General features: G+C 52.1%; 19 protein-coding genes. 11 read left to right on the plus strand and 8 right to left on the minus strand.

What is annotated here, in order from left to right; translation table 11 throughout:
* Positions 1–131: 131 nt before the first annotated feature.
* Complete coding sequence (locus tag ACIKP9_RS07925; RefSeq protein WP_400881270.1) at positions 132–2,237, plus strand: TonB-dependent siderophore receptor; 2,106 nt, start codon at positions 132–134, stop codon at positions 2,235–2,237.
* A gap of 69 nt (positions 2,238–2,306) precedes the next feature.
* Here the strand turns inward: ACIKP9_RS07925 and ACIKP9_RS07930 are convergent, their stop codons facing one another.
* From ACIKP9_RS07930 to ACIKP9_RS07955, 6 genes are all read right to left on the minus strand, one after another.
* On the minus strand, positions 2,307–2,684 hold the full coding sequence (locus tag ACIKP9_RS07930; protein ID WP_400881910.1) for a VOC family protein: 378 nt from the start codon (positions 2,682–2,684) through the stop codon (positions 2,307–2,309).
* Positions 2,685–2,698: 14 nt separating this feature from the next.
* Positions 2,699–3,121, minus strand: a complete 423-nt coding sequence (locus tag ACIKP9_RS07935) for an OsmC family protein (protein WP_400881272.1) — start codon at positions 3,119–3,121, stop codon at positions 2,699–2,701.
* Between the two features lie 76 nt (positions 3,122–3,197).
* On the minus strand, positions 3,198–3,656 hold the full coding sequence (locus ACIKP9_RS07940; protein WP_230346530.1) for an FKBP-type peptidyl-prolyl cis-trans isomerase: 459 nt from the start codon (positions 3,654–3,656) through the stop codon (positions 3,198–3,200).
* 107 nt (positions 3,657–3,763) lie between these two features.
* The gene (dacB, locus tag ACIKP9_RS07945) at positions 3,764–5,164 is read right to left on the minus strand and encodes a D-alanyl-D-alanine carboxypeptidase/D-alanyl-D-alanine endopeptidase (RefSeq protein ID WP_400881274.1); all 1,401 of its coding nucleotides are present in this window, start codon (positions 5,162–5,164) and stop codon (positions 3,764–3,766) included.
* On the minus strand, positions 5,161–6,471 hold the full coding sequence (locus ACIKP9_RS07950) for an adenosylmethionine--8-amino-7-oxononanoate transaminase (protein WP_400881276.1): 1,311 nt from the start codon (positions 6,469–6,471) through the stop codon (positions 5,161–5,163). Before ACIKP9_RS07950 ends, dacB begins: the two co-directional genes overlap by 4 nt.
* Before the next feature lie 5 nt (positions 6,472–6,476).
* Positions 6,477–7,022, minus strand: a complete 546-nt coding sequence (locus ACIKP9_RS07955) for a hypothetical protein (protein ID WP_400881278.1) — start codon at positions 7,020–7,022, stop codon at positions 6,477–6,479.
* A 253-nt stretch (positions 7,023–7,275) separates the two neighbouring features.
* Between ACIKP9_RS07955 and ACIKP9_RS07960 the strand changes: the two genes are divergently transcribed.
* From ACIKP9_RS07960 to ACIKP9_RS07980, 5 genes are all read left to right on the plus strand, one after another.
* Positions 7,276–7,611, plus strand: coding sequence for a hypothetical protein (locus tag ACIKP9_RS07960; protein WP_400881280.1), 336 nt, complete (start codon positions 7,276–7,278; stop codon positions 7,609–7,611).
* Positions 7,612–7,948: 337 nt separating this feature from the next.
* Positions 7,949–9,040 (plus strand): efflux RND transporter periplasmic adaptor subunit, encoded by a 1,092-nt coding sequence (locus ACIKP9_RS07965; protein ID WP_400881281.1) that lies wholly within the window; start codon positions 7,949–7,951, stop codon positions 9,038–9,040.
* Between the two features lie 21 nt (positions 9,041–9,061).
* Positions 9,062–12,241: an efflux RND transporter permease subunit gene (locus tag ACIKP9_RS07970; protein ID WP_400881283.1), complete on the plus strand. Its 3,180-nt coding sequence runs from the start codon at positions 9,062–9,064 to the stop codon at positions 12,239–12,241.
* Positions 12,225–13,664, plus strand: coding sequence for a TolC family protein (locus ACIKP9_RS07975; protein ID WP_400881285.1), 1,440 nt, complete (start codon positions 12,225–12,227; stop codon positions 13,662–13,664). The genes ACIKP9_RS07970 and ACIKP9_RS07975 overlap by 17 nt, the downstream gene beginning before the upstream one ends.
* 64 nt (positions 13,665–13,728) lie before the next feature.
* Positions 13,729–14,070, plus strand: coding sequence for a hypothetical protein (locus ACIKP9_RS07980; protein ID WP_400881287.1), 342 nt, complete (start codon positions 13,729–13,731; stop codon positions 14,068–14,070).
* 147 nt (positions 14,071–14,217) lie between these two features.
* Here the strand turns inward: ACIKP9_RS07980 and ACIKP9_RS07985 are convergent, their stop codons facing one another.
* A complete protein-coding gene (locus ACIKP9_RS07985) occupies positions 14,218–14,526 on the minus strand; it encodes an ArsR/SmtB family transcription factor (protein ID WP_400881289.1) in 309 nt (102 codons plus the stop codon).
* Between the two features lie 130 nt (positions 14,527–14,656).
* On the opposite strand from ACIKP9_RS07985, the gene ACIKP9_RS07990 reads away from it, so the two are divergent.
* The 5 genes from ACIKP9_RS07990 to uvrD all read left to right on the plus strand — a co-directional run bounded on the left by ACIKP9_RS07990 (position 14,657) and on the right by uvrD (position 22,210).
* Complete coding sequence (locus tag ACIKP9_RS07990) at positions 14,657–15,763, plus strand: NADH:flavin oxidoreductase/NADH oxidase (RefSeq protein WP_400881291.1); 1,107 nt, start codon at positions 14,657–14,659, stop codon at positions 15,761–15,763.
* A gap of 151 nt (positions 15,764–15,914) precedes the next feature.
* Positions 15,915–17,162 (plus strand): leucine-rich repeat-containing protein kinase family protein, encoded by a 1,248-nt coding sequence (locus ACIKP9_RS07995; protein WP_400881293.1) that lies wholly within the window; start codon positions 15,915–15,917, stop codon positions 17,160–17,162.
* Between the two features lie 223 nt (positions 17,163–17,385).
* Positions 17,386–17,676 (plus strand): co-chaperone GroES, encoded by a 291-nt coding sequence (groES, locus tag ACIKP9_RS08000; RefSeq protein WP_400881295.1) that lies wholly within the window; start codon positions 17,386–17,388, stop codon positions 17,674–17,676.
* A 45-nt stretch (positions 17,677–17,721) separates the two neighbouring features.
* Entirely contained in the window at positions 17,722–19,356 is a 1,635-nt protein-coding gene (gene groL / locus ACIKP9_RS08005; RefSeq protein WP_400881297.1) for a chaperonin GroEL, read from the plus strand.
* A gap of 670 nt (positions 19,357–20,026) precedes the next feature.
* A complete protein-coding gene (uvrD, locus tag ACIKP9_RS08010; RefSeq protein ID WP_400881912.1) occupies positions 20,027–22,210 on the plus strand; it encodes a DNA helicase II in 2,184 nt (727 codons plus the stop codon).
* Here uvrD and ACIKP9_RS08015 read toward each other — a convergent pair.
* Positions 22,205–22,987 carry a BPSS1780 family membrane protein gene (locus ACIKP9_RS08015; RefSeq protein ID WP_400881299.1) on the minus strand — a complete coding sequence of 261 codons (783 nt, stop codon included), beginning with the start codon at positions 22,985–22,987 and terminating at the stop codon, positions 22,205–22,207. The genes uvrD and ACIKP9_RS08015 overlap by 6 nt on opposite strands.
* Positions 22,988–23,026: the final 39 nt, after the last annotated feature.

A 23,026-nucleotide genomic window follows, 5' to 3' on the forward strand; every position in this document is an offset into this window, starting at 1 on the left:
TATTTCAGCGTCGCATATCCACTTGTAATCAATAATGTAAATAGTTGTTATTTTTCTTAATAAATTATTCACACAATTAATAACAATCATTATCATTTCAAAACTTTTCAATTCATCAGGGAAATGAATAAATGCAACCTCGTTTTAAACTCCGTACAGGAGTAATGGCACTACTTTGCCTGTCGACAGCCCACCTAGCCTTGGCTGAAGATACTTTGCCTGAAATCCAAGTAAAAGCTGAAGGCACCTCCGAGCCTCAAGTGACCGAAACCACTAAGTCCTACACCACCAAGGCCAGTACAACTGCGACAAAACTCAACACACTATTAAAGGAAACACCACAGTCGATCTCGGTCATCACTAATAGTTTGATCAATGACTTCAAGCTGTCTTCAGTCAATGATGTGTTGGATCTCGCTACCGGCATCCGGGTGGAACGAGCAGAGACTGACCGCACTTACTATACTGCCAGAGGCTCGGACATCACAAACTTCCAGATCGACGGCATAGGCGTTCCTTTCCAGACTGGATTGCTGATCGGCGACATGGATAGCATCATCTATGACCGCATCGAGGTATTGCGCGGTGCCAATGGTCTATTAACAGCTACTGGCAATCCATCCGCCACCATCAATTTCGTACGCAAACGTCCCACTAGTGACTTTCAGGCCAAGATCAACCTCACAGTGGGTTCATGGGACAGGCGCCGAGTAGATGCCGATATCTCCGGCCCGCTCAATGAAGCAGGCAATGTACGTGGCCGCCTGATCATGGCGCACCAAAAACGCAATTCTTACCTTGACCACTACGGACAAGAGCGAAACCTAGTTTATGGGGTCATTGAAGCAGATATTACCGACAACACCGCTGTGGCTTTTGGTCATACGTATCAGCAAAACAACACCAATACTCCAACTTGGGGGGCGCTGCCCTTGCTATATGCAGATGGCACCAAGCGACATTACAGCCGTTCCACCATGCCAGCACCGGACTGGACTTACTGGAACACTCTTAATAACACCAGCTTTGCTGAGCTGACTCAGCTCTTTAACAATGGCTGGAAAATAAAAACGCAGTTTTCACGTAAAACAGAAACCGGCCAGTCCCATTTGTTCTATCTTACAGGCAGTGAAAACCCTAACACAGGCGCTGGATTACAATACTATGGCGGCAATTACCATGACACATTTAAAGAGTACGTCGCAGATATTTATGCGTCCGGCCCGTTCTCCTTGGCTGGCCGCCAGCACGAATTAGTAGTCGGCTCCAGTTGGTCTCGCGCTTATGGTCGAGCCAGTGGTACTGGCACTGGCTATATCGCGCTTAATAGCTTCGATAGCATCGCCACCCTGCCCGAACCCAACTGGGTAGGATGGTCAAACTTTGGCTCAAGGTCACAAAAGCGCCTCAACCACTATGCTGCTGCCAAATTCAACCTGACCGAGAATTTGAAACTCACGACAGGGGCCAGCATGCTGACATACAAGTATGAAGGCGATTACTATGGTGGCAACAACGATGCGCAAGCACATGACAAGATCACCCCTTACGCAGGCATTGTGTATAACCTGACCGGACAGCACACCCTCTATGCCAGCTACACAGGCATTTACAATCCGCAAACGGCGTTAGGCGCAAATCTGCAGCCTCTGGCACCACTGGAAGGCAAGAACTATGAGTTAGGTATCAAAAGCGATGTTCTGGCTAATCTCAATACTTCATTTGCCCTGTTCAAGACAGTACAAGAGAATCTGGCAGAATCTACTAACCAGCAAATTGGGAATGTCTATATTTCCAGGGCGATTGATGCAACTACTTGGGGTTATGAATTTGACATGTCCGGTGAAGTCACTGACCGCCTAAAAGTGAATGGTGGCTATACCCGACTGATGAGCGTCAAGGGTAAGGATGATGAAAACCAGAAACCTTATACTCCAAGGCACCTCGTCAAGCTAAGCACAACCTATCAGGTCCCTCACATCGAGAAGTTGAAGGTAGGGGCATCAGTCAACTGGCAAGACTCCACTCATTACAACTATCCAAATGGCACACGTTACACACAGGACAGCTATGCCGTGATCAATGTAATGGCAGACTACGAGCTGGATAAGCATTGGACAGCAGCAGTCAATGTCTACAACCTGACCAACGAGAAGTATGTCAGCAGCCTGATGTTTGGCCAGAGCTTCTACTCAGCCCCTATGAATGCTAGCGCAACCCTGACTTGGAAATATTAACGCAGCTCATCAGGTTGATCACAACAAAAAGCCCCGCAATGCGGGGCTTTTTTCATGGGTTAGCGCGAGTTAGAGCCTGCCTGAAATCGGCGGGTGATAAATAATCTGCACATGTGTACCCGCCGGGTCTGCGCAGTAGAAACTACGCGCACCGTCGCGGTGGGTCTTGGGCGGCATGAGTATCTTGACGCCGTGGGCAACAAAATGAGCGTGCCATTCATCGACCAACTCAAGATCACTGATGATGAATCCAATGTGATCAAGGCGCTGCTTGCCTTCTGGCGCATCATGGCTACGATGCAAGGCTAGGTTGTCATTGCCCGAAGTCAGGTAGTAATTGTCAGGGTCAGGCTGCCACTCAACTTGCATACCAATGAGGTCGACATAGAAATGCAGGCAGGCCTCGATATCCTGCACAAACAGGGCCACATGGCGCAGACCCTGCATGCCTTGTGGTCGGCTCAAAGCTCAGCCTCACGGATTTCAAAATCGTGAGTAATCTCAGAAGCCTTGCCCAGCATGATGGAAGCTGAGCAATATTTCTCAGCGGAAAGCTTCACGGCACGCTCAACCTGGGCTGGATTCAAACTCTTGCCAGTCACGACAAAATGCACATGTATCTTGGTGAAGACCTTGGGAATCTCATCGGCACGTTCAGCGCTGATCTCAGCCTCGCAATCCGTCACCGGCTGACGCGACTTTTTGAGGATGGTGACCACATCAAAAGAGGTACAAGCCCCCATACCGATTAGCAGCATTTCCATCGGACGCATGCCGAGATTACGGCCTCCCGCATCTGGCGCGCCATCGAGCACAACGGCATGACCAGTCTCGGATTCGCCCATGAAACAGACATTCTCAATCCACTTAACACGTGCTTTCATTTTTTGACTCTTGATCCACTCATCATGGTAGATAAATCCGGCACCTGGCTTTCCGCACAGGCGCCAGGTAGGAAGCTTACTTAACGCCGAGCAGCTCTACATCAAACACCAGTGTCGCGTTCGGTGGAATCACGCCACCAGCGCCACGTGCGCCATAGCCATATTCTGGAGGAATAACCAGGGTACGCTTGCCACCCACCTTCATGCCAGCAAAGCCTTCATCCCAGCCGCGAATCACCTGGCCACCGCCAAGATAGAACACGAAAGGTTCACGACGATCAACGGAGCTGTCGAACTTGGCACCCTTACCATCAGGCTTGCTGGGGTCATAGAGCCAGCCTGTGTAGTGCACGGTGACATTCAGGCCAGCCTCTGCTTCGCGGCCTTCGCCCACTTGGGTATCGATTTTCTGCAATTCGGTGATTTTGTCGCTCATTACGATTTTTTCCTTGTCACTATTGGTATCGGCTGAACAGCCACTCATGGCGAGCATGGCCAGCACGAATGCACTTGCCAGCATGGCAATTGGTTTCATGGATTTCTCCGATCACGGGTTTACAACAACAACGCATCAGCCAAAAAGAGGCGTTTGTACGCTGCGCGAAGCCAGTATCATACCTAGATTATTCCAGCCTGTGCGGATCAAGGCTGTTGGTAAATCCAGTCGATGAGAGCATCTTGTGCCGCACGGGAAGCACTGGCTTTGGGATCGTTGACCATGATGACAGCCACCCAGCGCCGCCCCCGATTATCGTGAACATAGCCTGCCAGCGCACTGACACCATTGATCGTCCCTGTTTTCAGGTGTGCACTACCTCGGGCCTGACTGTTACGCAGGCGGTTAGCCATGGTGCCATCAACGGAGGGTATCGGCAGGGCAGAGAGATATTCCGGCATCACCGGGCTGGCATAGGCTGCCAGCAGGAAAGCAGCCATATGCTGGGCGCTGATTTGTTCATTGCGCGAAAGCCCGGAACCATTTTCCAGTATCAATTCAGGGAAATGCAGCCCTTTGCTGGCAAGCCAGGCGCGAATGGCATGAATGCCATCCACCTCGGTAGCGGGGCTGGCCACACGCTCTGCCGCAATGGTCAGGAATAATTGCCTCACCATGAGGTTGTTGCTGTATTTGTTGATGGTGCGGATGATTTCCGACAATGGCTGCGAATCATGCGTGAGCAGGTGTGCTGCGCCTTCCGGCAACACGCCATAGCGCCATTTACCCTTGAACTTGCCCCCGAGTGACTGCCAGTGGTTGCGGAATAACGCATACGCGTAAGGGCCGTCTTCCAGCACATTCAACTCCAGCGTCTTGCTGCGGCAAGCCTGGGGAAAGTCCCCCGTGAAGGTGACATTCACCTCATCGCCTGATGGCTCCACCATAAATTGCACCTGGTTTTTCCAGTCACCACATTCGCCACGTACCAGCTTTAATTGGTTGTGGATATGGATTTCCGGCAACTCAGGGTCAGACTCGACCTTGAGCTTGCCGCCCTCGGCCAGAAGATAAAAAGAAGTGGACTTGATATTGACGGCAAAAGCATTGGGGATAGCGTTGTAGGGCGCATGTGGCTTATCGTCAAACTCAGCAGCATCGTGGAAGCGCCGGGCAAAATAGTTGGTATCCAGCACAATATCGCCGTGAATCTCTTCAACACCTGCCAGCCGCAGATCTTCCAGCATGGCACGCATATCAGCCGCCAGCAGGTAGGGGTCGCCGCGCCCCTGAATGATCAGGTTGCCATGCAATACGCCATTTTCCAGCCTGCCATCATGATAAAGCTCAGTACGCCAGCGATAAGCCGGCCCGAGTAGCTCCAGCCCGGCATAAGTGCTCAACAGCTTCATGGTGGATGCCGTCTTCATTGGCCGAGTGCTATGGTGATCCAGCAGTGGAGCAGGCTGGTCGACACGCTGCACATACACAGCCACGTTTTCTTCGGCGATGCCATTCTTACGCAGCAAATCACTGACAGGTTCCGGCAAGGCAGCATGAGCCACCATGCTAGCCACCATCAGCAAGCTGAACAGCCACCACCTCATATCGTTTCCTTGAGCGCGTGCAGGGTTTGTTCCAGCATCCAGTCCATCTCTGCCTCGCTGATGACATAGGGTGGCATGAAATACACGGTATTGCCTACCGGGCGCAACAATAGGCCACGCTGCAACGCTGCTTGATAGAAGTGCTGCTGAAATCCGGGTTGGCTGGGGGCAACATCAAACGCCCAGATCATGCCGAGATTGCGTAAATGCGCCACTGGCAGATCAGCCAAGGCAGCCAGCTGATGGTTGAGGTATTTAGTTTTGCTGCGATTGCTGTTGAGCACGTCGTGCTGCGCAAAAATCTCCAGCGTTGCCAAGGCCGCGCTACACGCCAGCGCATTACCAGTGTAGCTATGCGAATGCAGGAAACCTCGCGTGACCTTGTCATCATAAAAGGCGGCGTATATCTCATCCGTGGTCTGCACGACAGAAAGTGGCAGGTAACCGCCAGTAATGCCCTTGGAAAGGCAGATAAAATCAGGCCGGATACCCGCCTGCTCAGTCGCGAACATAGTGCCAGTGCGTCCAAATCCCACGGCAATTTCATCGGCAACCAGATGCACCTGGTAACGGTCGCATATATCACGCAATTGTTGCAGGTAAGCCGGATGGTACATCGCCATGCCAGTTGCACACTGCACCAGGGGCTCCAAGATCACTGCGGCAAGCTCGTCATGATGCTGGGCAATATATTCCTCGGCAAAGCCCGCGCAACGCAGGGCGTATTGCTCAGCACTTTCACCCGCCTCGGCAAGACGCCAATCCGGGCTCGGCAAGGTCACTGATTCCCGCAACAAGGGCGCATAGGTATCCTTGAACAAGGCAACATCAGTGACTGACAAGGAACCCAGGGTTTCACCATGATAGCCATTCTGCAAACTAAGAAAGCGGGTCTTGCCAGCCGGGCCGCGATTGCGCCAGTAATGAAAGCTCATCTTCAGTGCGATTTCAGTCGCAGAAGCACCATCAGAGGCATAAAAACTATGCCCCAAGCCGGTCAAGATCGATAACTGCTCAGAAAGCCGCACCACTGGCTCGTGAGTAAAACCAGCCAGGATGACATGCTCAAGCTGATCCAACTGAGCAGTGATGGCTTGCTTGATATGAGGGTGATTGTGTCCAAACAGGTTGACCCACCAGGAGCTCACGCCATCCAGGTAGCGCTTGCCATCAAAATCTTCCAGCCAGACACCTTCGCCACGCTTGATCGGCACCAGAGGCAGCATTTCGTGCTGCTTCATCTGCGTGCAAGGATGCCAGACAGATGCCAGGCTACGTTGCAACAGCGATGTATTACTGATGCTCATGCGCTTTAATGCAGAACGTAAGGTGCCGCCTCATCTGCCAGCACGATGCGATCTGTTGACAGTCCCAAATCCCATGCCGCTTCCTGTGTCGCCAACTGCAGCATGCTGATCAAGGCATGACTCAGCTCCGCAGTCAGCGCAATGCTGTACGTCTCGCCAGCCTGGCTATGCAGCTCCAGCATGGATTCCGTATGATCCATATGCACCAGCTTGCATTCGGTAATCAGTACCGGAGGCTCGGCATGCGCCGACTTGAGGTCATGATAGGCACCAGAAAGGTTGAAGCCTTGCATGACCGGCATACTCACGACTTCCTGGTTGAAATGTTCCAGCAACTCTTCAGCCGTCACAGCCAAGGTGTCATGCATGGGTACAGGCGATAACTCGCTATCCTGCAACAAGCCCCACAACACGCGCACGATACGACGCGTCAACCAAGCATTAAGCTCCGACTCTTCGCCCAAGCTAACCTTCAGCAACATGCGATCCTGATGGCCGCTATAGCTCAAATGCAACTGATGAATAGCCATATCTGCGAACTCTTCCGACATCCAACCACTCCTGCACAACAATTCATTAAGATCGTGATTATAAAGTACTCACGCATTCTTTACCTGATCAACCACTGCAACAGTACCCTCCTATTTCTCCCAGACTCCTGATCAGACAAGGGCTGCAGCCCAAGCAAAAAATACTGTTTGCAAAATGATCAACCCATGCGTAGGATGCCACCACATTACAAAATGATGAATTCATCATTAGTTAGTGAACCAAAACACAAAAGCCTCTCTCTAACTGAGCACTATGGTTAATAAACTCAATCCTTCTGCTGTGCAAATGCGACTGTTCCTCGTATCAGTCATCTTTGCATTGATTGGATTGACGAACCATCTCATCCACTCCACCGACAATTGGTACATTGGTGATACTGAGCCAGTCCAAGTTTCTGTCGTTGAGTCGATTGCTGGAGGTGGCGAGCCACCTACCGCGCTGGACCTTACCCTCACCGGGCTGCTTTTCACTGCACTGTTGCTGGCCACCACGCTGCCTTACTCTTGGGCACCTGTCAGCAGCGACCATGCCTACCGTCTACTTTTCTCCAACCACGCAAGACCCCGCGACCCGCCTACCCAGGCTTAATCCGTGTTTGTTCAGCACCCTTGCTGATGATGGAGGCTGTTTGCAGCCCAGCAACAGGATACAAGCCTGGTATAGCCTAAGCCTGTAAAACATCCTCCCGACGCTAAAGCTCCGCCCTAAAGAAACATGCTTGTCGTGATTTCCTAAGCGAGTTCGCGCGCCCAGCGCCAGACTCCTGGCCAGTCATCTGTCTGTGTTCTGAACCAGCACATCCCAGACTATCCCGCACAAGTTCTGCAGTCTCGCCACATGGCACGCACTGATCAAGCTGAGCAGGATATTCGCCCCGGAAGAAAAGTAGCTCTCCATTTTCACCCATTGGCTAAGCATGAATCCTATGATCAAAAAAATCTCTGTTGCCCTAGGCATCATGGCAGTGCTCTTGAGCGGTTGCCATCAAGTTGAAACCAACGAACACCAGGAATTACTCAAACTCAAGGTGACCTCGCCATTACGCAAGGACACCACCATTGTGAAGGAGTACGTTTCACAGATTCATGCCATCCGGCATATTGAAGTCCGCGCCCTGGAACGTGGCTATCTGCAAGATACGTTTGTCGATGAAGGCCAACAGGTCAGCAAGGGCCAGCCTATGTTCAGGATCATGCCCAACCTCTACCAGGCCGATCTGCAAAAAGCCAAGGCCGAGGCCAACATGACCAAGATCGAGTATGACAACACCAAGGCCCTGGCAGACAAGAACATCGTCTCGCCCAATGAACTAGCGTTGGCAAAAGCCAAGCTGGACAAGGCCAACGCCGAGGTCAATGTAGCAAACACGCATCTTGGCTTCACCAATATCAACGCCCCGTTCACCGGCATCATGGATCACCTGGAGGCGAGAAACGGCAGCCTGCTGGACGAAGGCGATCTGCTGACCACGCTCTCGGACATCAGCAAGATGTGGGTGTATTTCAACGTACCTGAATCCGAATATCTCGACTACATGCAAAGCAAGAAGAACCCTTCGCAAGAGCGGGAAAAGGTAAAACTGAAAATGGCGAATGGTGAAGTATTTGATCAGGAAGGCGTGATCGAGACCATTGAGGCCGATTTCGACAACAAGACAGGCAATATCGCTTTCCGCGCCAGCTTCCCCAACCCCAACAAGATCCTGCGTCACGGCCAGACCGGCAACATCCTCATGAGCATTCCCTACAAGGATGCCTTGTTGATCCCGCAGAAAGCCACGTTCGAGATTCTCGATAAGGTCTATGTCTACGTCATCAGCAAGGACAACAAGGTTGAGCAACGACTCGTCAATATCGACGGGGAACTGCCTCACCTTTACATCGTGAAGGATGGCTTGGAAGAAGGCGACAAGATCCTGGTCGAAGGCCTGCGCAAGGTACACAACGGTCAAGAGATTGCAGTCGATTTCATCGCCCCTGACAAAGCCATGTCAGACCTCAGCCTTTACGCTGAATAACCCACTCAGGTGACGAGATAAATGCTGAATATCTTTATTAAAAGACCGGTCATGGCGATTGTGCTATCGCTATTGATCGTATTCATGGGGTTCTTGTCGATCAAGTCCCTGCCCACTTCACAGTTTCCTGACATTGCGCCACCACGCGTGATCGTGTCGCTGGCCTATCCTGGCGCCAGTGCCGATGTGCTGGTGCAATCCTCCTTGATCACGATTGAACGCGCGATCAACGGTGTGCCGGGGATGAAATACATCGTCTCCGACGCCACCAGCGCCGGCGAAGCCACGATCCAGGTGATTTTTGATCTGGGCGTGGACCCCAACCAGGCCATGATCAACGTCAAGACCCGTATTGACCAAGTGATGAGCCGTTTGCCGCAATTGGTGCAAATGGAAGGTGTGGTCGTCGAGCGCGTACAGCCCAGCATGCTGATGTACGTCAACCTCTTCAGCAAGGATAAGCATGCTGACGAGAAATTCCTCTTCAACTATGCCAACGTCAACATCATCCCTGAAATCCAGCGCGTCAACGGTATTGCCCAGGCCAAGATTCTCGGTAGCCGCCAATATGCCATGCGTATCTGGCTCAACCCAGAACGTATGCGGGCCTACAACGTCTCCACCGAAGAAGTCATGGAGGCGATCAACAGCCAGAGCGTGATTGGCCGCCCAGGCCGCTTGGGCCAGAGCTCGGGTATCAGCGCGCAATCAAAGGAATATGTGTTGATCTACAAGGGCCGCTACAACAAGCCCGAAGAGTACGAAGACATCATCATCCGCGCCAATTCCGAAGGCGAAATCCTGCATCTCAAGGACATCGCCAAGGTCGAGTTGAACAGTGAGTTCTACGACATTTACTCGAACAAGGACGGTTATCCCTCTGCCGCTATCGTGCTCAAACAGAACTATGGCAGTAATGCCACGGAAGTGATTGAGCATGTGAAGGAAAGAATGCAGGAACTGAAAGCATCCTTCCCCGAAGGCATGGATTATGAAGTCAACTATGATGTATCCAAGTTCCTCGATGCCTCTATCGAAAAGGTGATTCACACCCTGATCGAGGCATTTGTTCTGGTCGCCCTGGTGGTATTTATCTTCCTGGGTGACTGGCGCTCCACCCTGATCCCGATTCTGGCGGTGCCAGTGTCGTTGATCGGTACCTTCTCCGTGATGCAGATGTTCGGGATTTCTATCAACCTGATCACGCTGTTTGCGTTGGTGCTGGCGATCGGTATCGTGGTGGATAACGCCATCGTGGTTGTGGAAGCCGTCCATGCCAAGATGGAAACTGAGCATTTGACTCCCTATAAAGCCACCCAACAGGTGCTGGGGGAGATCGGTGGTGCGATTGTCGCCATTACCCTGGTGATGACCGCTGTGTTCGTACCCGTAGCCTTCATGACTGGGCCTGTGGGTGTGTTCTACCGTCAGTTTTCCATCACCATGGCGGCTTCCATCATCATCTCCGGCATCGTGGCCTTGTCACTGACCCCAGTGCTATGCGCCATGCTGTTGAAGAACAACCACGGCCAACCCAAGCGCAAGACCCCGATCAGCCTGTTCATCAATGCATTCAACCATCTGTTTGAAAAGGTGACCGGACGTTACACCAAGCTGCTTGAGCTCGTGGTGACACGCCGCATCGTTACCTTCCTGCTGCTGGCGGCATTTGCAGGTGGTACTTTCCTGGTCAACAAGACACTGCCAGCCGGCTTCATCCCTGGTGAAGACCAAGGCATGGTGTATGCGATTATCCAGACACCTCCTGGCTCCACACTGGAGGTGACCAACAAGATCGCACGGCAATTGCAGGCTGTTGCTTCCAAGGTGGATGGCGTGCAGTCGGTATCTTCACTGGCTGGTTATGAAGTGCTGACCGAGGGCCGTGGTTCCAATGCCGGTACTTGTATCATCAACCTCAAGGATTGGTCACAGCGTTCACGTTCTGTCCATGACGTGATCGAGGAACTGGAAGAAAAGACCAAGGACTTCGGTGCCGTTGTCGAATTCTTCGAGCCACCGGCAGTACCTGGTTATGGTGCAGCATCCGGCCTGGCGTTGCGTCTGCTCGACAAGACCGATAACACGGACTATCACGAGTTCGACAAGATCAATCAGGATTTCATGAAGGCACTGGCCAAGCGTAAAGAACTCACCGGCCTGTTCACTTTCTATGCCGCGAATTACCCGCAGTATGAAATCCAGATCGACAACAAGCTCGCCATGCAGAAGAAGGTGTCTATCGCCAAGGCGATGGATAACCTGGATATCCTGATCGGCAGTACCTACGAACAGGGCTTTATCCGCTTCAACAACTTCTTCAAGGTCTACACCCAGGCTGGCCCTGAGTTCCGCCGTTACCCAACCGATATCCTCAACTACTTCGTGAAGAACGAGGAAGGCGAAATGGTGCCCTACTCTGCCTTCATGAAGCTGAAGAAGATGCAGGGCCCTAACGAAATCACGCGTTACAACCTGTACAACTCAGCCACTATCCGCGCTATGCCTGCCGCAGGCTACACCACGGATGACGCCATCAAGGCCGTGGAACAAGTGGCCAAGGCCACCCTGCCACACGGCTACGACATTGGCTGGGAAGGCTTGTCATTCGACGAGGCCAACCGTGGTAACGAAGCCATGATCATCTTTGGTGTCGTCCTGGTATTCGTCTACATGGTGCTGGCCGCACAGTATGAAAGCTTCATCCTGCCGCTGGTTGTCGTGCTGTCACTGCCTGCCGGGGTATTCGGCTCCTTCTTCCTGCTGAAGGGATTAGGCCTCGCCAATGACATCTACGCCCAGGTCGGGTTGGTGATGCTGGTCGGCCTACTGGGGAAGAACGCGGTGCTGATTGTGGAATATGCCGTGCAGAAACATGCGCAAGGCTTGTCCATCAAGGATGCTGCGATTGAGAGTGCACGTGTACGGTTCCGTCCTATCCTGATGACCTCGTTCGCCTTTATCGCCGGGTTGATTCCGCTGGTACTTGCCACCGGTGCTGGCGCGGTGGGCAACCGCACCATCGGTAGCTCTGCGCTTGGCGGCATGCTATTCGGCACCATCTTCGGCGTCATTCTCATCCCTGGCCTGTACTACATCTTTGCCAAGCTTTCCGATGGCAAGTCGATGATCAGGAACGAAGAGTTCGAGCCTTTAACTGAAATCTATCACTACAGCAAAAACGATGATGACCAAGAATAAAGCCATTCAACTTGCCGTGTTGGGAGCCTTGGCGCTGATGATGCAAGCATGCGCCATCCCAACGATCACGAAAAAAGAGCCGCAGGTCGCGCTGCCTGAGCATTACAGCACCAGTGATGCCAGCACCAGCAGCGCTGCCAGCGTGAACTGGAAGGAGTTCTTTGAAGATCAACACCTGGCGACCCTGATAGACACCGCCATTGCCAACAACAAGGAGATCAACATTCTCATGCAGCGCATCAGCGTTGCCGAGAACGAGATCCTGGCGAGGAAAGGTGAATACCTGCCCTCGGTAGGCATAGGTGCGGCTGCCGAAACCGAGAAAACTGCACGCTACACCCGCAACGGTGCCATTGAGGAAGGCCTTGATATCAAGGAAGGCAAGCACTTCCCCAAATATTTCGGTAACTACCAGTTTGGCCTGGTCGCCTCGTGGGAGCTGGATGTCTGGAAGAAGTTACGCAATGCCACCAAGGTCGCCACCATGGAATACATGGCAACCGTTGAAGGCAAGCACTTCCTTGTCACCAACCTAGTGGCAGAAGTAGCCAACTCCTATTACGAACTGCTGGCGCTGGATAACGAGCTGGACAACCTCGACAAGAACATCGAGATTCAGCAGCACGCTCTCGATGTGGTGAGGGAACTACAGCAATACGCCCGCACTACTTCGCTTGCGGTGAAGCGTTTCGAGGCCGAGGTGAACAAGAACCAGAGCCAGCGTTATGAGGTGAAGCAAAAGATTGTTGAAACGGAAAACCGTATCAACTTCCTGCTGGGCCGCACACCGCAACCGATCGCACGATCTTCAGCAGGCTTCATGAATATCAAGCCCAAGATGCTCGATGCAGGTATACCTTCGCAATTGCTGGAAAACCGTCCTGACATCCGTCAAGCGCAGTTGGAGCTAGAGGCCGCCAAACTCAATATCGAGGTAGCCAAGGCGAATTTCTACCCATCCTTCTCCCTCAAGGCTGGGCTAGGATTCCAGGCATTCAATCCGCGCTACCTGCTGAATATGCCGGAGTCGATTGCCGGGTCGTTTGGTAGCGATCTGATTGCTCCACTGATCAACCGCAACGCCATTATCGCCACTTACAAGAACGCCAGTGCCGAGCAAATCAAGGCAGCGTTCGAGTATGAGCAAACCATCATCAATGCTTATGGCGAAGTAGCCACGCAGTTATCGAATCTGGACAACCTAGACAAGAACTACCAGTTGAAAAACAACCAGGTCGACACCCTGACCAGCTCTATCGAAATCTCCAATCAGCTCTTTAAATCTGCACGTGCTGACTACATGGAAGTGCTGCTCACGCAGCGCGATGCGCTGGAAGCCAAGATGGACCTGATCGAGACCAAGCAGAAGCAGATTTCCGCAATGATCAACTTATACAGGGCGTTGGGAGGTGGCTGGCAATAGAAACTATCAACCGTACTGCAAAGCAATAATCAATTTTAATTATATGATTTTTAGGAGATTTACCATGAAACAGGCAATTTCAATTCTGACCTTCGCATTGTTGGCTTCTTCCGCTATGTTCGCACAAGCACAAGATGGCAACGCCGTACTCAATGGCCAAGTACTGGCCGCTGCCAATATCAGCCCGCTCAATAGCACATTTGATGCGCGCATTGCCGAAACCAAGGCTGTTGCCAGCACCAAGGATGTTGCGGTCATCACCAACAACCGCCCTCATCCAAAGTACGGCTTCAACATGAATCGCATCAACACCTCCGCTGAGCGTGCAGATCGCAATCTGGGCAAGCACTTCGTTTACGTCACACACCCCAAGAATGGCTTCCAGGTCAAGCGCTACGTAGGCTAAGCAAATGATTCAAGGGCGACTGTAAAAAAGCTCGAAAACTCTGCACACTTGGCCCGGCTTGTTATCAGGTCGGGCTATTTTTTTGTAGTGATGTGGTATCAATAAAGCCGTCAGCCACCACTCGCGGCACCTCAATTCGCGACTTTCCTAACGCTGGATAGACTGCAACACTGCACTCAGGACACCAGGAAACTTCTGCTCGATCTCGGCAAGTCGCAGCGAATTCAAATGCTCCTTGCCATCGATCATGGTTTCTACCAAACCCGCAGCACGCAATATTTTAAAATGATGGGACATACTGGATTTTGGCCGGTTCATATCCAACTCACCACAAGTCATCTGCCGCCCAGCCTGCGCCAGACATGCAACGATCTCCAGACGAGCGGGATCAGATAGCGCATACATAAGTTCGGTCAGCTCTATCTGTTCAATCGGTGGATGTTTAATTTGCCTCATGGACAAAATTTATCATAGCCATTAATATGTTTCCATAGTTCGAATATATTAGAACTATGGAAACATCCCTAATAAGATCAGGGAAATGCTTGCACCATATCCACCAATCGTCAGTAGCGAGGGAATCACAATGGCAAACTTATTTTCTCCATTTCAACTAAAAGATGTTGCATTAAAGAACCGCATCGCCATACCACCAATGTGCCAATACATGGCCATTGATGGCGCTGCCAATGACTGGCACCAAGTGCATTACACCTCGCTAGCACGGGGTGGAAGCGGGCTGATCATCGTCGAGGCCACAGCCGTTGCCCCCGAAGGCCGCATCACCCCGCACTGCCTTGGCATTTGGAACGATACGCAGGCAGAACAACTCCGGGCGATTGCCGCCGCCATCAAGGCATCAGGAGCGGTACCAGGCATCCAGATTGCCCATGCTGGTCGCAAGGCCAGTGCGAATATCCCATGGGAAGGCGATGACCATATCCCAGAGGGCGATACACGCGGCTGGCAACCTATCGCGCCTTCAGCCCTAGCATTTGGCGGCTTGCTGCCTCGCACTCCCACTGCCATGACCATTGCCGACATTCAACGCGTACAACAGGATTTTGTCGCCGCTGCACGCCGCGCCTTGGATGCAGGCTTCGAATGGCTGGAATTGCACTTCGCTCATGGCTATCTGGCACAAAGCTTCACCTCAGTCCACTCCAACCTGCGCACGGATGAATATGGTGGCAATCTTGAGAACAGGGGCCGCTTCACACGCGAAACCCTGGCCGCTGTACGCAATGTCTGGCCAGAACACCTGCCACTGACTGCACGATTCGGTGTATTGGAATATGATGGGCAAGACGAACAGACATTAAGTGAATCCATCCAGCTGGTGAATGATTGGAAACAGCTAGGCCTAGATATGCTCAGTGTGAGCATTGGCTTTAGCACACCCGCAGCACAGATTCCCTGGGGCCCGGCATTCCTTGCCCCGATTGCACAAAGAGTGCGCAACGAAACCCAGCTCCCGGTGTCATCTGCCTGGGGATTTGGCGCTCCTGATCTCGCAGATCAAGCCATTCGTCATGAGCAACTCGACCTCGCCATGATAGGCCGCGCACATCTCGAGAACCCAAACTGGACTTATCAGGCAGCCAAAGAGCTACATCAGGAGAACCCTGCCTGGGTACTACCTCCGCCTTACGCACATTGGCTGGCACGCTACCACGACCCTAAACAACGCTAAAGCGCGTCAGCACAGGCTCAGCATGAATGCAGATCAAGCATCTACCCTATGGAGTGGTGCTTGGTCTCATCACCACCTGCCACAAAGAGAATCTGCAGAGTAGCAAACGGATTGCAGTAACATAGCGCATCCATCAACCGCATTGATTGTTATGACACTCACCCCAGCGCCAGATGACACGCTCGCCCAACTCAAGGCGGGTAAGCTTCAAGGGGCCACACAGCTCAAATTAAGTCATCAGTTAACACAGTTTCCGCAGCAAATTTTCGAATTAGCCGATACCCTGGAAATTCTAGATTTGTCCGGTAATGCGCTGACTGATTTACCCAGTGATTTACATCGCCTCAAGAAACTGCGCATTCTGTTTTGCTCAAACAACCAGTTTACGCACCTGCCAGAAGTGCTTGGGCAATGCGAAAACTTAAGCATGATTGGGTTTAAAGCCAACCAGATCACACATATCCCGGAAGGCGCCATCCCCACCCGCACCTTGCGCTGGTTTATCGTCACCGATAACGCACTGGGTGCGGTACCCCATGCCTTGGGCGAGTGCAGCAAGCTGCAAAAACTCATGCTGGCAGGTAACCAGCTCAGGAGCTTACCCGCCAGCATGGCCAATTGCCACGCCTTGGAGTTATTGCGGATTTCTGCCAACCAGTTTGAGACCTTGCCCGATTTTTTATTCGATTTACCTAAACTCACTTGGCTAGCCTACGCTGGCAACCCATTTTGTAATGCCATTGAGCAAGCTCTCATCAGCCAGCATCATATGCAACACATCGATTGGCACACCCTCACCCTGCAGCAAATACTCGGTGAAGGCGCCTCTGGTGTCACCTACCAGGCGTTGATGCAACAAAACAATGCGCAGGAGCTTGTAGCAGTAAAACTATTTAAGAGCGGCCTCACCAGCGACGGCCTGCCACGTTGCGAAATGCACGCCAATGTGCTGGCGGGTGAGCACCCCAATTTAGTCGGGGTCAAAGGAGTGATACACAATCACCCGCAAGGCGTTTCAGGCTTGGTCATGCCCCTGCTGGATGCCGATTTAAAAGTGCTGGCAAGGCCACCCAGCTATGAAAGCTGCTCGCGAGATGTGTATGCAGATGATTGCAGGCTCACGCCACAACAAGTCCAATTTATTTTAAAAGGCATCACGCAAGCCGCCGAACACCTGCATGCCAATGGCCTCATGCACGGCGATTTATACGCGCATAATATTTTGAGGAGTGATGAAAAAGTGGTGTTAAGCGACTTGGGCGGCGCCTCTTTTTTACCGCTGGATAACCCGGAACTCACGCAAAACATACTGAAACTGGAAGCCAGGGCCCTAGACATTCTGGCTGAAGAGTTGGCAGCTGTCGTGAGTAGCAGCAGTGATAGTTCAATGCAGGGATAGCAGGGACGATGCAGTTACCAAACTCTGGAGTTGAGTGACAAACGAACCTTCAGGATTTCATTTCAAAAACTGAAAATAAATTGCAAACGACAAAATCCTCCACTTGAAAAACACTTATATCGTCCCTATTATTAGCACTCAGTAGGGTTGAGTGCTAAACCACCCTAGTAATCGAACGTGCAATAACCTTTATGTTCAATTCAAGATTTTAGGAGAGAAACTCATGGCAATTCGCCCATTGCAAGACCGCGTTATCGTGAAACGCCTGGAAGAAGAGCGCAAGACCGCATCCGGCATCGTTATCCCTGACTCTGCAACTGAGAAGCCAGATCAAGGTGAAGTGATTGCTGTTGGCCCTGGCAAGAAAGATGACAACGGCAAGGCAATCGCTCTGGACGTTAAAGTGGGTGACAAAGTGTTGTTTGGCAAGTATGCAGGTCAAGCCGTTAAGGTAAACGGTGATGAAGTGCTGGTACTGCGTGAAGATGACATTCTGGGTGTGGTTGAAGCCTAATTGTTCGCACAACATAGCTCAAACAAGTTTCGATAGGAGATATAAATGGCTGCAAAACAAGTGATTTTCGGTGATGAGGCACGTGCCAAAATCGTCAACGGCGTAAACATTCTGGCAAATGCCGTTAAGGTAACCCTGGGTCCTAAGGGCCGTAACGTTGTGCTGGAGCGTTCTTTCGGCTCCCCAACAGTGACCAAGGACGGTGTTTCCGTTGCCAAGGAAATCGAACTGAGCGACAAGCTGGAAAACATGGGTGCTCAACTGGTTAAGGAAGTCGCTTCCAAGACCAATGACAACGCTGGTGACGGTACAACAACCGCTACCGTACTGGCACAAGCGATCGTACGCGAAGGTTTCAAATACGTTGCTGCCGGCTTCAACCCAACTGACCTCAAGCGTGGTATCGACAAGGCTGTGGCCGAAATCGTTAACGAGATCAAGGCGATCTCCAAGCCCACCACCACCAGCAAGGAAATTGCACAGGTTGGTTCTATCTCCGCTAACTCCGACTCCGACATCGGCCAGATCATCGCCGACGCGATGGACAAGGTAGGCAAGGAAGGCGTGATCACTGTTGAAGACGGTTCCGGCCTGGAAAACGAACTCGACGTTGTTGAAGGTATGCAATTTGACCGTGGCTACCTGTCCCCTTACTTCATCAACAACCCAGAGCGTCAAATCGCCCTGCTGGATAATCCTTTCGTTCTGCTGTTCGACAAGAAGATTTCCAACATCCGTGACCTGTTGCCAACACTGGAGCAAGTAGCAAAGGCTGGTCGTCCTCTGCTGATCATCGCTGAAGATGTAGAAGGCGAAGCATTGGCTACCCTGGTAGTGAACAACATCCGTGGCATCCTGAAGACTGTTGCTGTTAAGGCACCTGGCTTTGGTGACCGTCGCAAGGCCATGCTGGAAGATATCGCTATCTTGACAGGCGGTACCGTGATCGCTGAAGAAGTTGGCCTGAGCCTGGAAAAGGTAACCCTGGAAAACCTGGGTCAAGCCAAGCGTATCGAAGTAGGCAAGGAAAACACCACCATCATTGATGGCGCTGGTTCCGAAAACAACATCAAGGTGCGTATCGAACAGATCAAGAAGCAGATCGAAGAAGCCACCAGCGACTACGATCGTGAAAAGCTGCAAGAACGCGTAGCCAAGCTGGCTGGCGGTGTTGCCGTGATCAAGGTTGGTGCTGCGACTGAAACCGAAATGAAGGAAAAGAAGGCGCGCGTTGAAGATGCATTGCACGCTACTCGCGCTGCTGTTGAAGAAGGCATTGTGCCTGGCGGTGGTGTTGCCCTGCTGCGTGCCCGTTCCTCCATCAAGGAACTGAAGGGTGAAAACCCAGATCAAGACGCAGGTATCAAGATCGTGCTGCGCGCGATTGAAGAGCCATTGCGCCAGATCGTAGCCAACGCTGGTGACGAGCCATCTGTTGTTGTAAACAAGGTACTGGAAGGTACTGGCAACTATGGTTACAACGCTTCCAACGGCACTTACGGCGACCTGGTTGAACTCGGTGTTCTTGATCCAGCCAAGGTAACACGTTCCGCACTGCAAAACGCCGCTTCTGTTGCATCCTTGATTCTGACAACTGATGCACTGGTTGCAGAACTGCCTAAGGAAGATGCAGCTCCAGCGATGCCTGACGCAGGTGGCATGGGCGGTATGGGCTTCTAATCTAGCCTATCGCACAAAAGGTTGCTTTCCAGCAACCTTGCCTATCAAAAGCCCTGGGGTACCAGGGCTTTTTTATTGTTATTCGTCATCACATTCAGCTTATTTGATTGATACCCGCCGCCGTCAATTCGTCATACTCAAGGTGCAAAATATTTATTAGCAACAAACAATGATTTGGGCATATACTCGCTAACGAGTAGCATTCATTAAACGAGAATGTTGCATTAGATGCAGCAAGCTCGCTACAAACGACAGACAAAAAAAACCCCGATTAAAGGGGAGTAAAATCGGGGTTAAGCATTTAAGCCTCATTGGGATAAGGCTTCCCGCTCAGGGAGGAAAGCGGGAGACGAGTGCGTCGTCTGGAAAATAAGACCGGGCCTTATACGGATAGTTCACTAAAAGTGCGGCTTTTACATCTGCTTACAATTGCGCACTAAAAAGGCGCAACGACTGCATTCCCTACCCGTAGTCTCCGCACCCATCGTAAATTCTCATCGCGCTTGCCCTGCTACCCAGGTGCTGCATGGTTCTCGATCTTCAATCTCAATTATTGCTCAACATACAATGGCACGGTCCAGCCGATCCAGCCATTCCATGAACAGAAGCAATAGCGAACCTGCGCTAATGGTTCTCTTGCTTGCGCTCACCTGCGATAATGCAGGCTATGATGAATTCGACCTCCCCCACCTCCCTGCTTGACGGCCTCAATGATAAACAGCTAGAAGCTGTGACCCTCCCACACCAATCCGCATTGATTCTTGCAGGTGCTGGCAGTGGTAAAACCCGCGTCCTGACAACGCGGATTGCCTGGCTGATCCAGACTGGGCAAGTCTCTCCTCATGGTATTTTGTCCGTGACGTTTACCAACAAGGCCGCCAAGGAAATGTTGACGCGATTGGGAGCGATGCTGCCGATTAATATGCGCGGCATGTGGGCAGGCACTTTCCATGGCTTGTGTAATCGCTTGCTGAGAGCGCACCATCGCGAGGCCGAATTACCAGCGACATTCCAGATTTTGGACACTGCTGATCAGCTTTCTTCCATCAAGCGCGTGATGAAAGTAATGAATGTTGATGACGAGAAATTCCCACCCAAGCAGGTGCTGGGTTACATCAATAGCTGCAAGGAAGAAGGCCTGCGTGCTTATGCGGTAGAGGCTTATGACAGCCACTCACAACGCATGCGCGAGATTTTCGAGGAATACGACAAGCAATGCCAACGTGAAGGAGTCGTCGATTTTGCCGAATTACTGCTGCGCTGCTATGAACTGCTCAGTCGCAACAACAGTATCCGCGAGCATTACCAGCATCGCTTCAAGTACATCCTGGTCGATGAGTTCCAGGATACCAACCGTCTGCAATACCTGTGGCTGAAATTACTCGCAGGCGCGGATAACTGTATCTTTGCCGTCGGCGACGACGACCAATCCATCTATGCCTTCCGCGGCGCTCGCGTGGGCAATATGCGCGATTTTGAGCATGACTTTAACGTGCAAAATATCGTCAAGCTGGAGCAGAACTACCGCTCCCATAGCAATATCCTCGATGCAGCAAACGCGATCATCATGCATAACCGCAATCGGCTGGGTAAGAACCTCTGGACCTCCGCGGGCAAGGGCGAGCCGATTCGCATCTATGAAGGCTACAACGACAAGGATGAAGCCACTTTCATCGTTGATGAGATCAAGGCCTTGCACAAGGAAGGCACAGAGCTCAGCCAGATCGCCCTGCTCTACCGCTCCAATGCACAATCACGCATCCTAGAGCACGAACTGTTTTCAGCCAACCTGCCTTATCGCGTCTATGGTGGCCTGCGCTTCTTCGAGCGCGCTGAAATCAAACATGCGCTCGCCTATTTACGCCTGATCGCCAGCGGCGATGATGATACCGCTTTGTTGCGCGTCATCAACTTCCCTACTCGCGGCATCGGTGCACGTAGCCTGGAACAATTGCAGGAATTGGCACGCCGGCAGGACAGCAGCTTGTGGCAGGCAGCCTGTGCCAAGGCAGGTGATGGCAAGCCAGGCCGGGGCCTGGATGGCTTTGTTGCATTGATCAAGCAAATGCAGGAAGAATCCATCGGCTTGACGCTGGCTGAGCAGGTAAAAATTGCCATAGAGCTTTCAGGCCTGCGCAATCACTATGCCGCAGACAAGGAAGGTGAAGACCGCCTTGCCAACCTGGATGAACTGGTCAATGCCGCCATTGCCTTCATGAATCAGGACATCGGCATGCAGGTGGACGAAAACGGCGAGGTTGCCATGCCCATCCTCGCACAATTTCTCGCCCATGCCAGCCTGGAGGCAGGTGAGCACCAGGCCGATGTTGGTCGTGATGCCCTGCAACTCATGACCGTGCATGCCGCAAAGGGACTGGAGTTTAATACCGTGTTTATCAGCGGGCTGGAAGAAGGCCTGTTCCCGCATGAACAAAGCAGCTATGAATCCAACGGCCTGGAAGAAGAACGCCGCCTGATGTATGTCGCCGTGACCCGCGCACGCCAGCGGCTTTATATCAGCTTTGCGCAGAATCGCATGCTGCATGGGCAGGTGCGTTACGGCATTCCATCCCGTTTCCTGGATGAAATCCCGGAAGACTTGGTCAAGCGCCTGAACACTGTCTCGAACAAATCCTATGGCAACAGCAGCCAATATACGTCACCGACGCCTGCAGCGCGCCCTCAGGCCAATATGCCATGGAAGATCGGTCAGGCCGTTGCCCACAGCAAGTTTGGGCAGGGTGTGGTGGTGAACTATGAAGGCAACGCCAACGACCTGCGTGTTCAGGTCAACTTTGGCAAAGAGGGATTGAAATGGTTGGCGCTGGAATACGCCAAGCTGGAAACGCTATAGCAACTCTACGCTGTCAGGCCGCGGCATCTTGAAAATGTCGCGGTTGCTGACATACTGGAATGCCAGCATAAGGGCGCTGGCAAACAACATGCAGGCGAACACCAGCACCAGCATCAACAGGCCGCCCATGGATGAAGAAGCAGCAGATATCATTCCCACCAGCACTCCGGCCAGCGTCATGCTCAACATGATGATCAAGGTCACCGATACCCAGGTCAGCAACAATGGCAACAAATACTGGATAAACGCAGCAAGGCTGGATTTGATGGCCTGGACCACGGAATATTGCTGAAAAGCCACCAACGCTGGCGCAAACCAGATCACCAAGACCAGCGGCACCAATAACAACATCAGCTTGGTCAGGATGGGAATGGATTGCTCCAATACTTGCTCAGGGTTGGATTCACTCTTGGCTAGTGCATCCAGCTTCATGGCATCGTCCGCCGTCAACAGGTTGATCAACAGCACATACACCACACAAATCGCCCCCAGGGCCAGCAGCTTCCTGAAGCTAGGCTTGATTTCATTCAGCAGGTCACCCAGGTCACTCTCGCGACCAAGATCCGCATCACGATAAAACCCTACGGCAAGCGCTAGGAAAGCAGGCAACAAGAGGAATGAAATGAATTTCAGGCCAATCAGGCCTGGCAACATCGCAAAGAAAAACACATGGGCAAGGCCCAGTAGCATCCACTTGCCTGGCTTCTGGCGAAACAGGGCCAAAATATCACGCACCCAGGCATTCACTTGGCCGAAAACGGTTGGTTTAACTTGCATCTTGTCCCCTAAATGGCTGGTCGTCTTGCGCCAGCCTTA

It is taken from the genome of Methylobacillus methanolivorans (genome assembly GCF_044751345.1).
GTDB classification, from domain to species: Bacteria; Pseudomonadota; Gammaproteobacteria; order Burkholderiales; family Methylophilaceae; genus Methylobacillus; species Methylobacillus methanolivorans.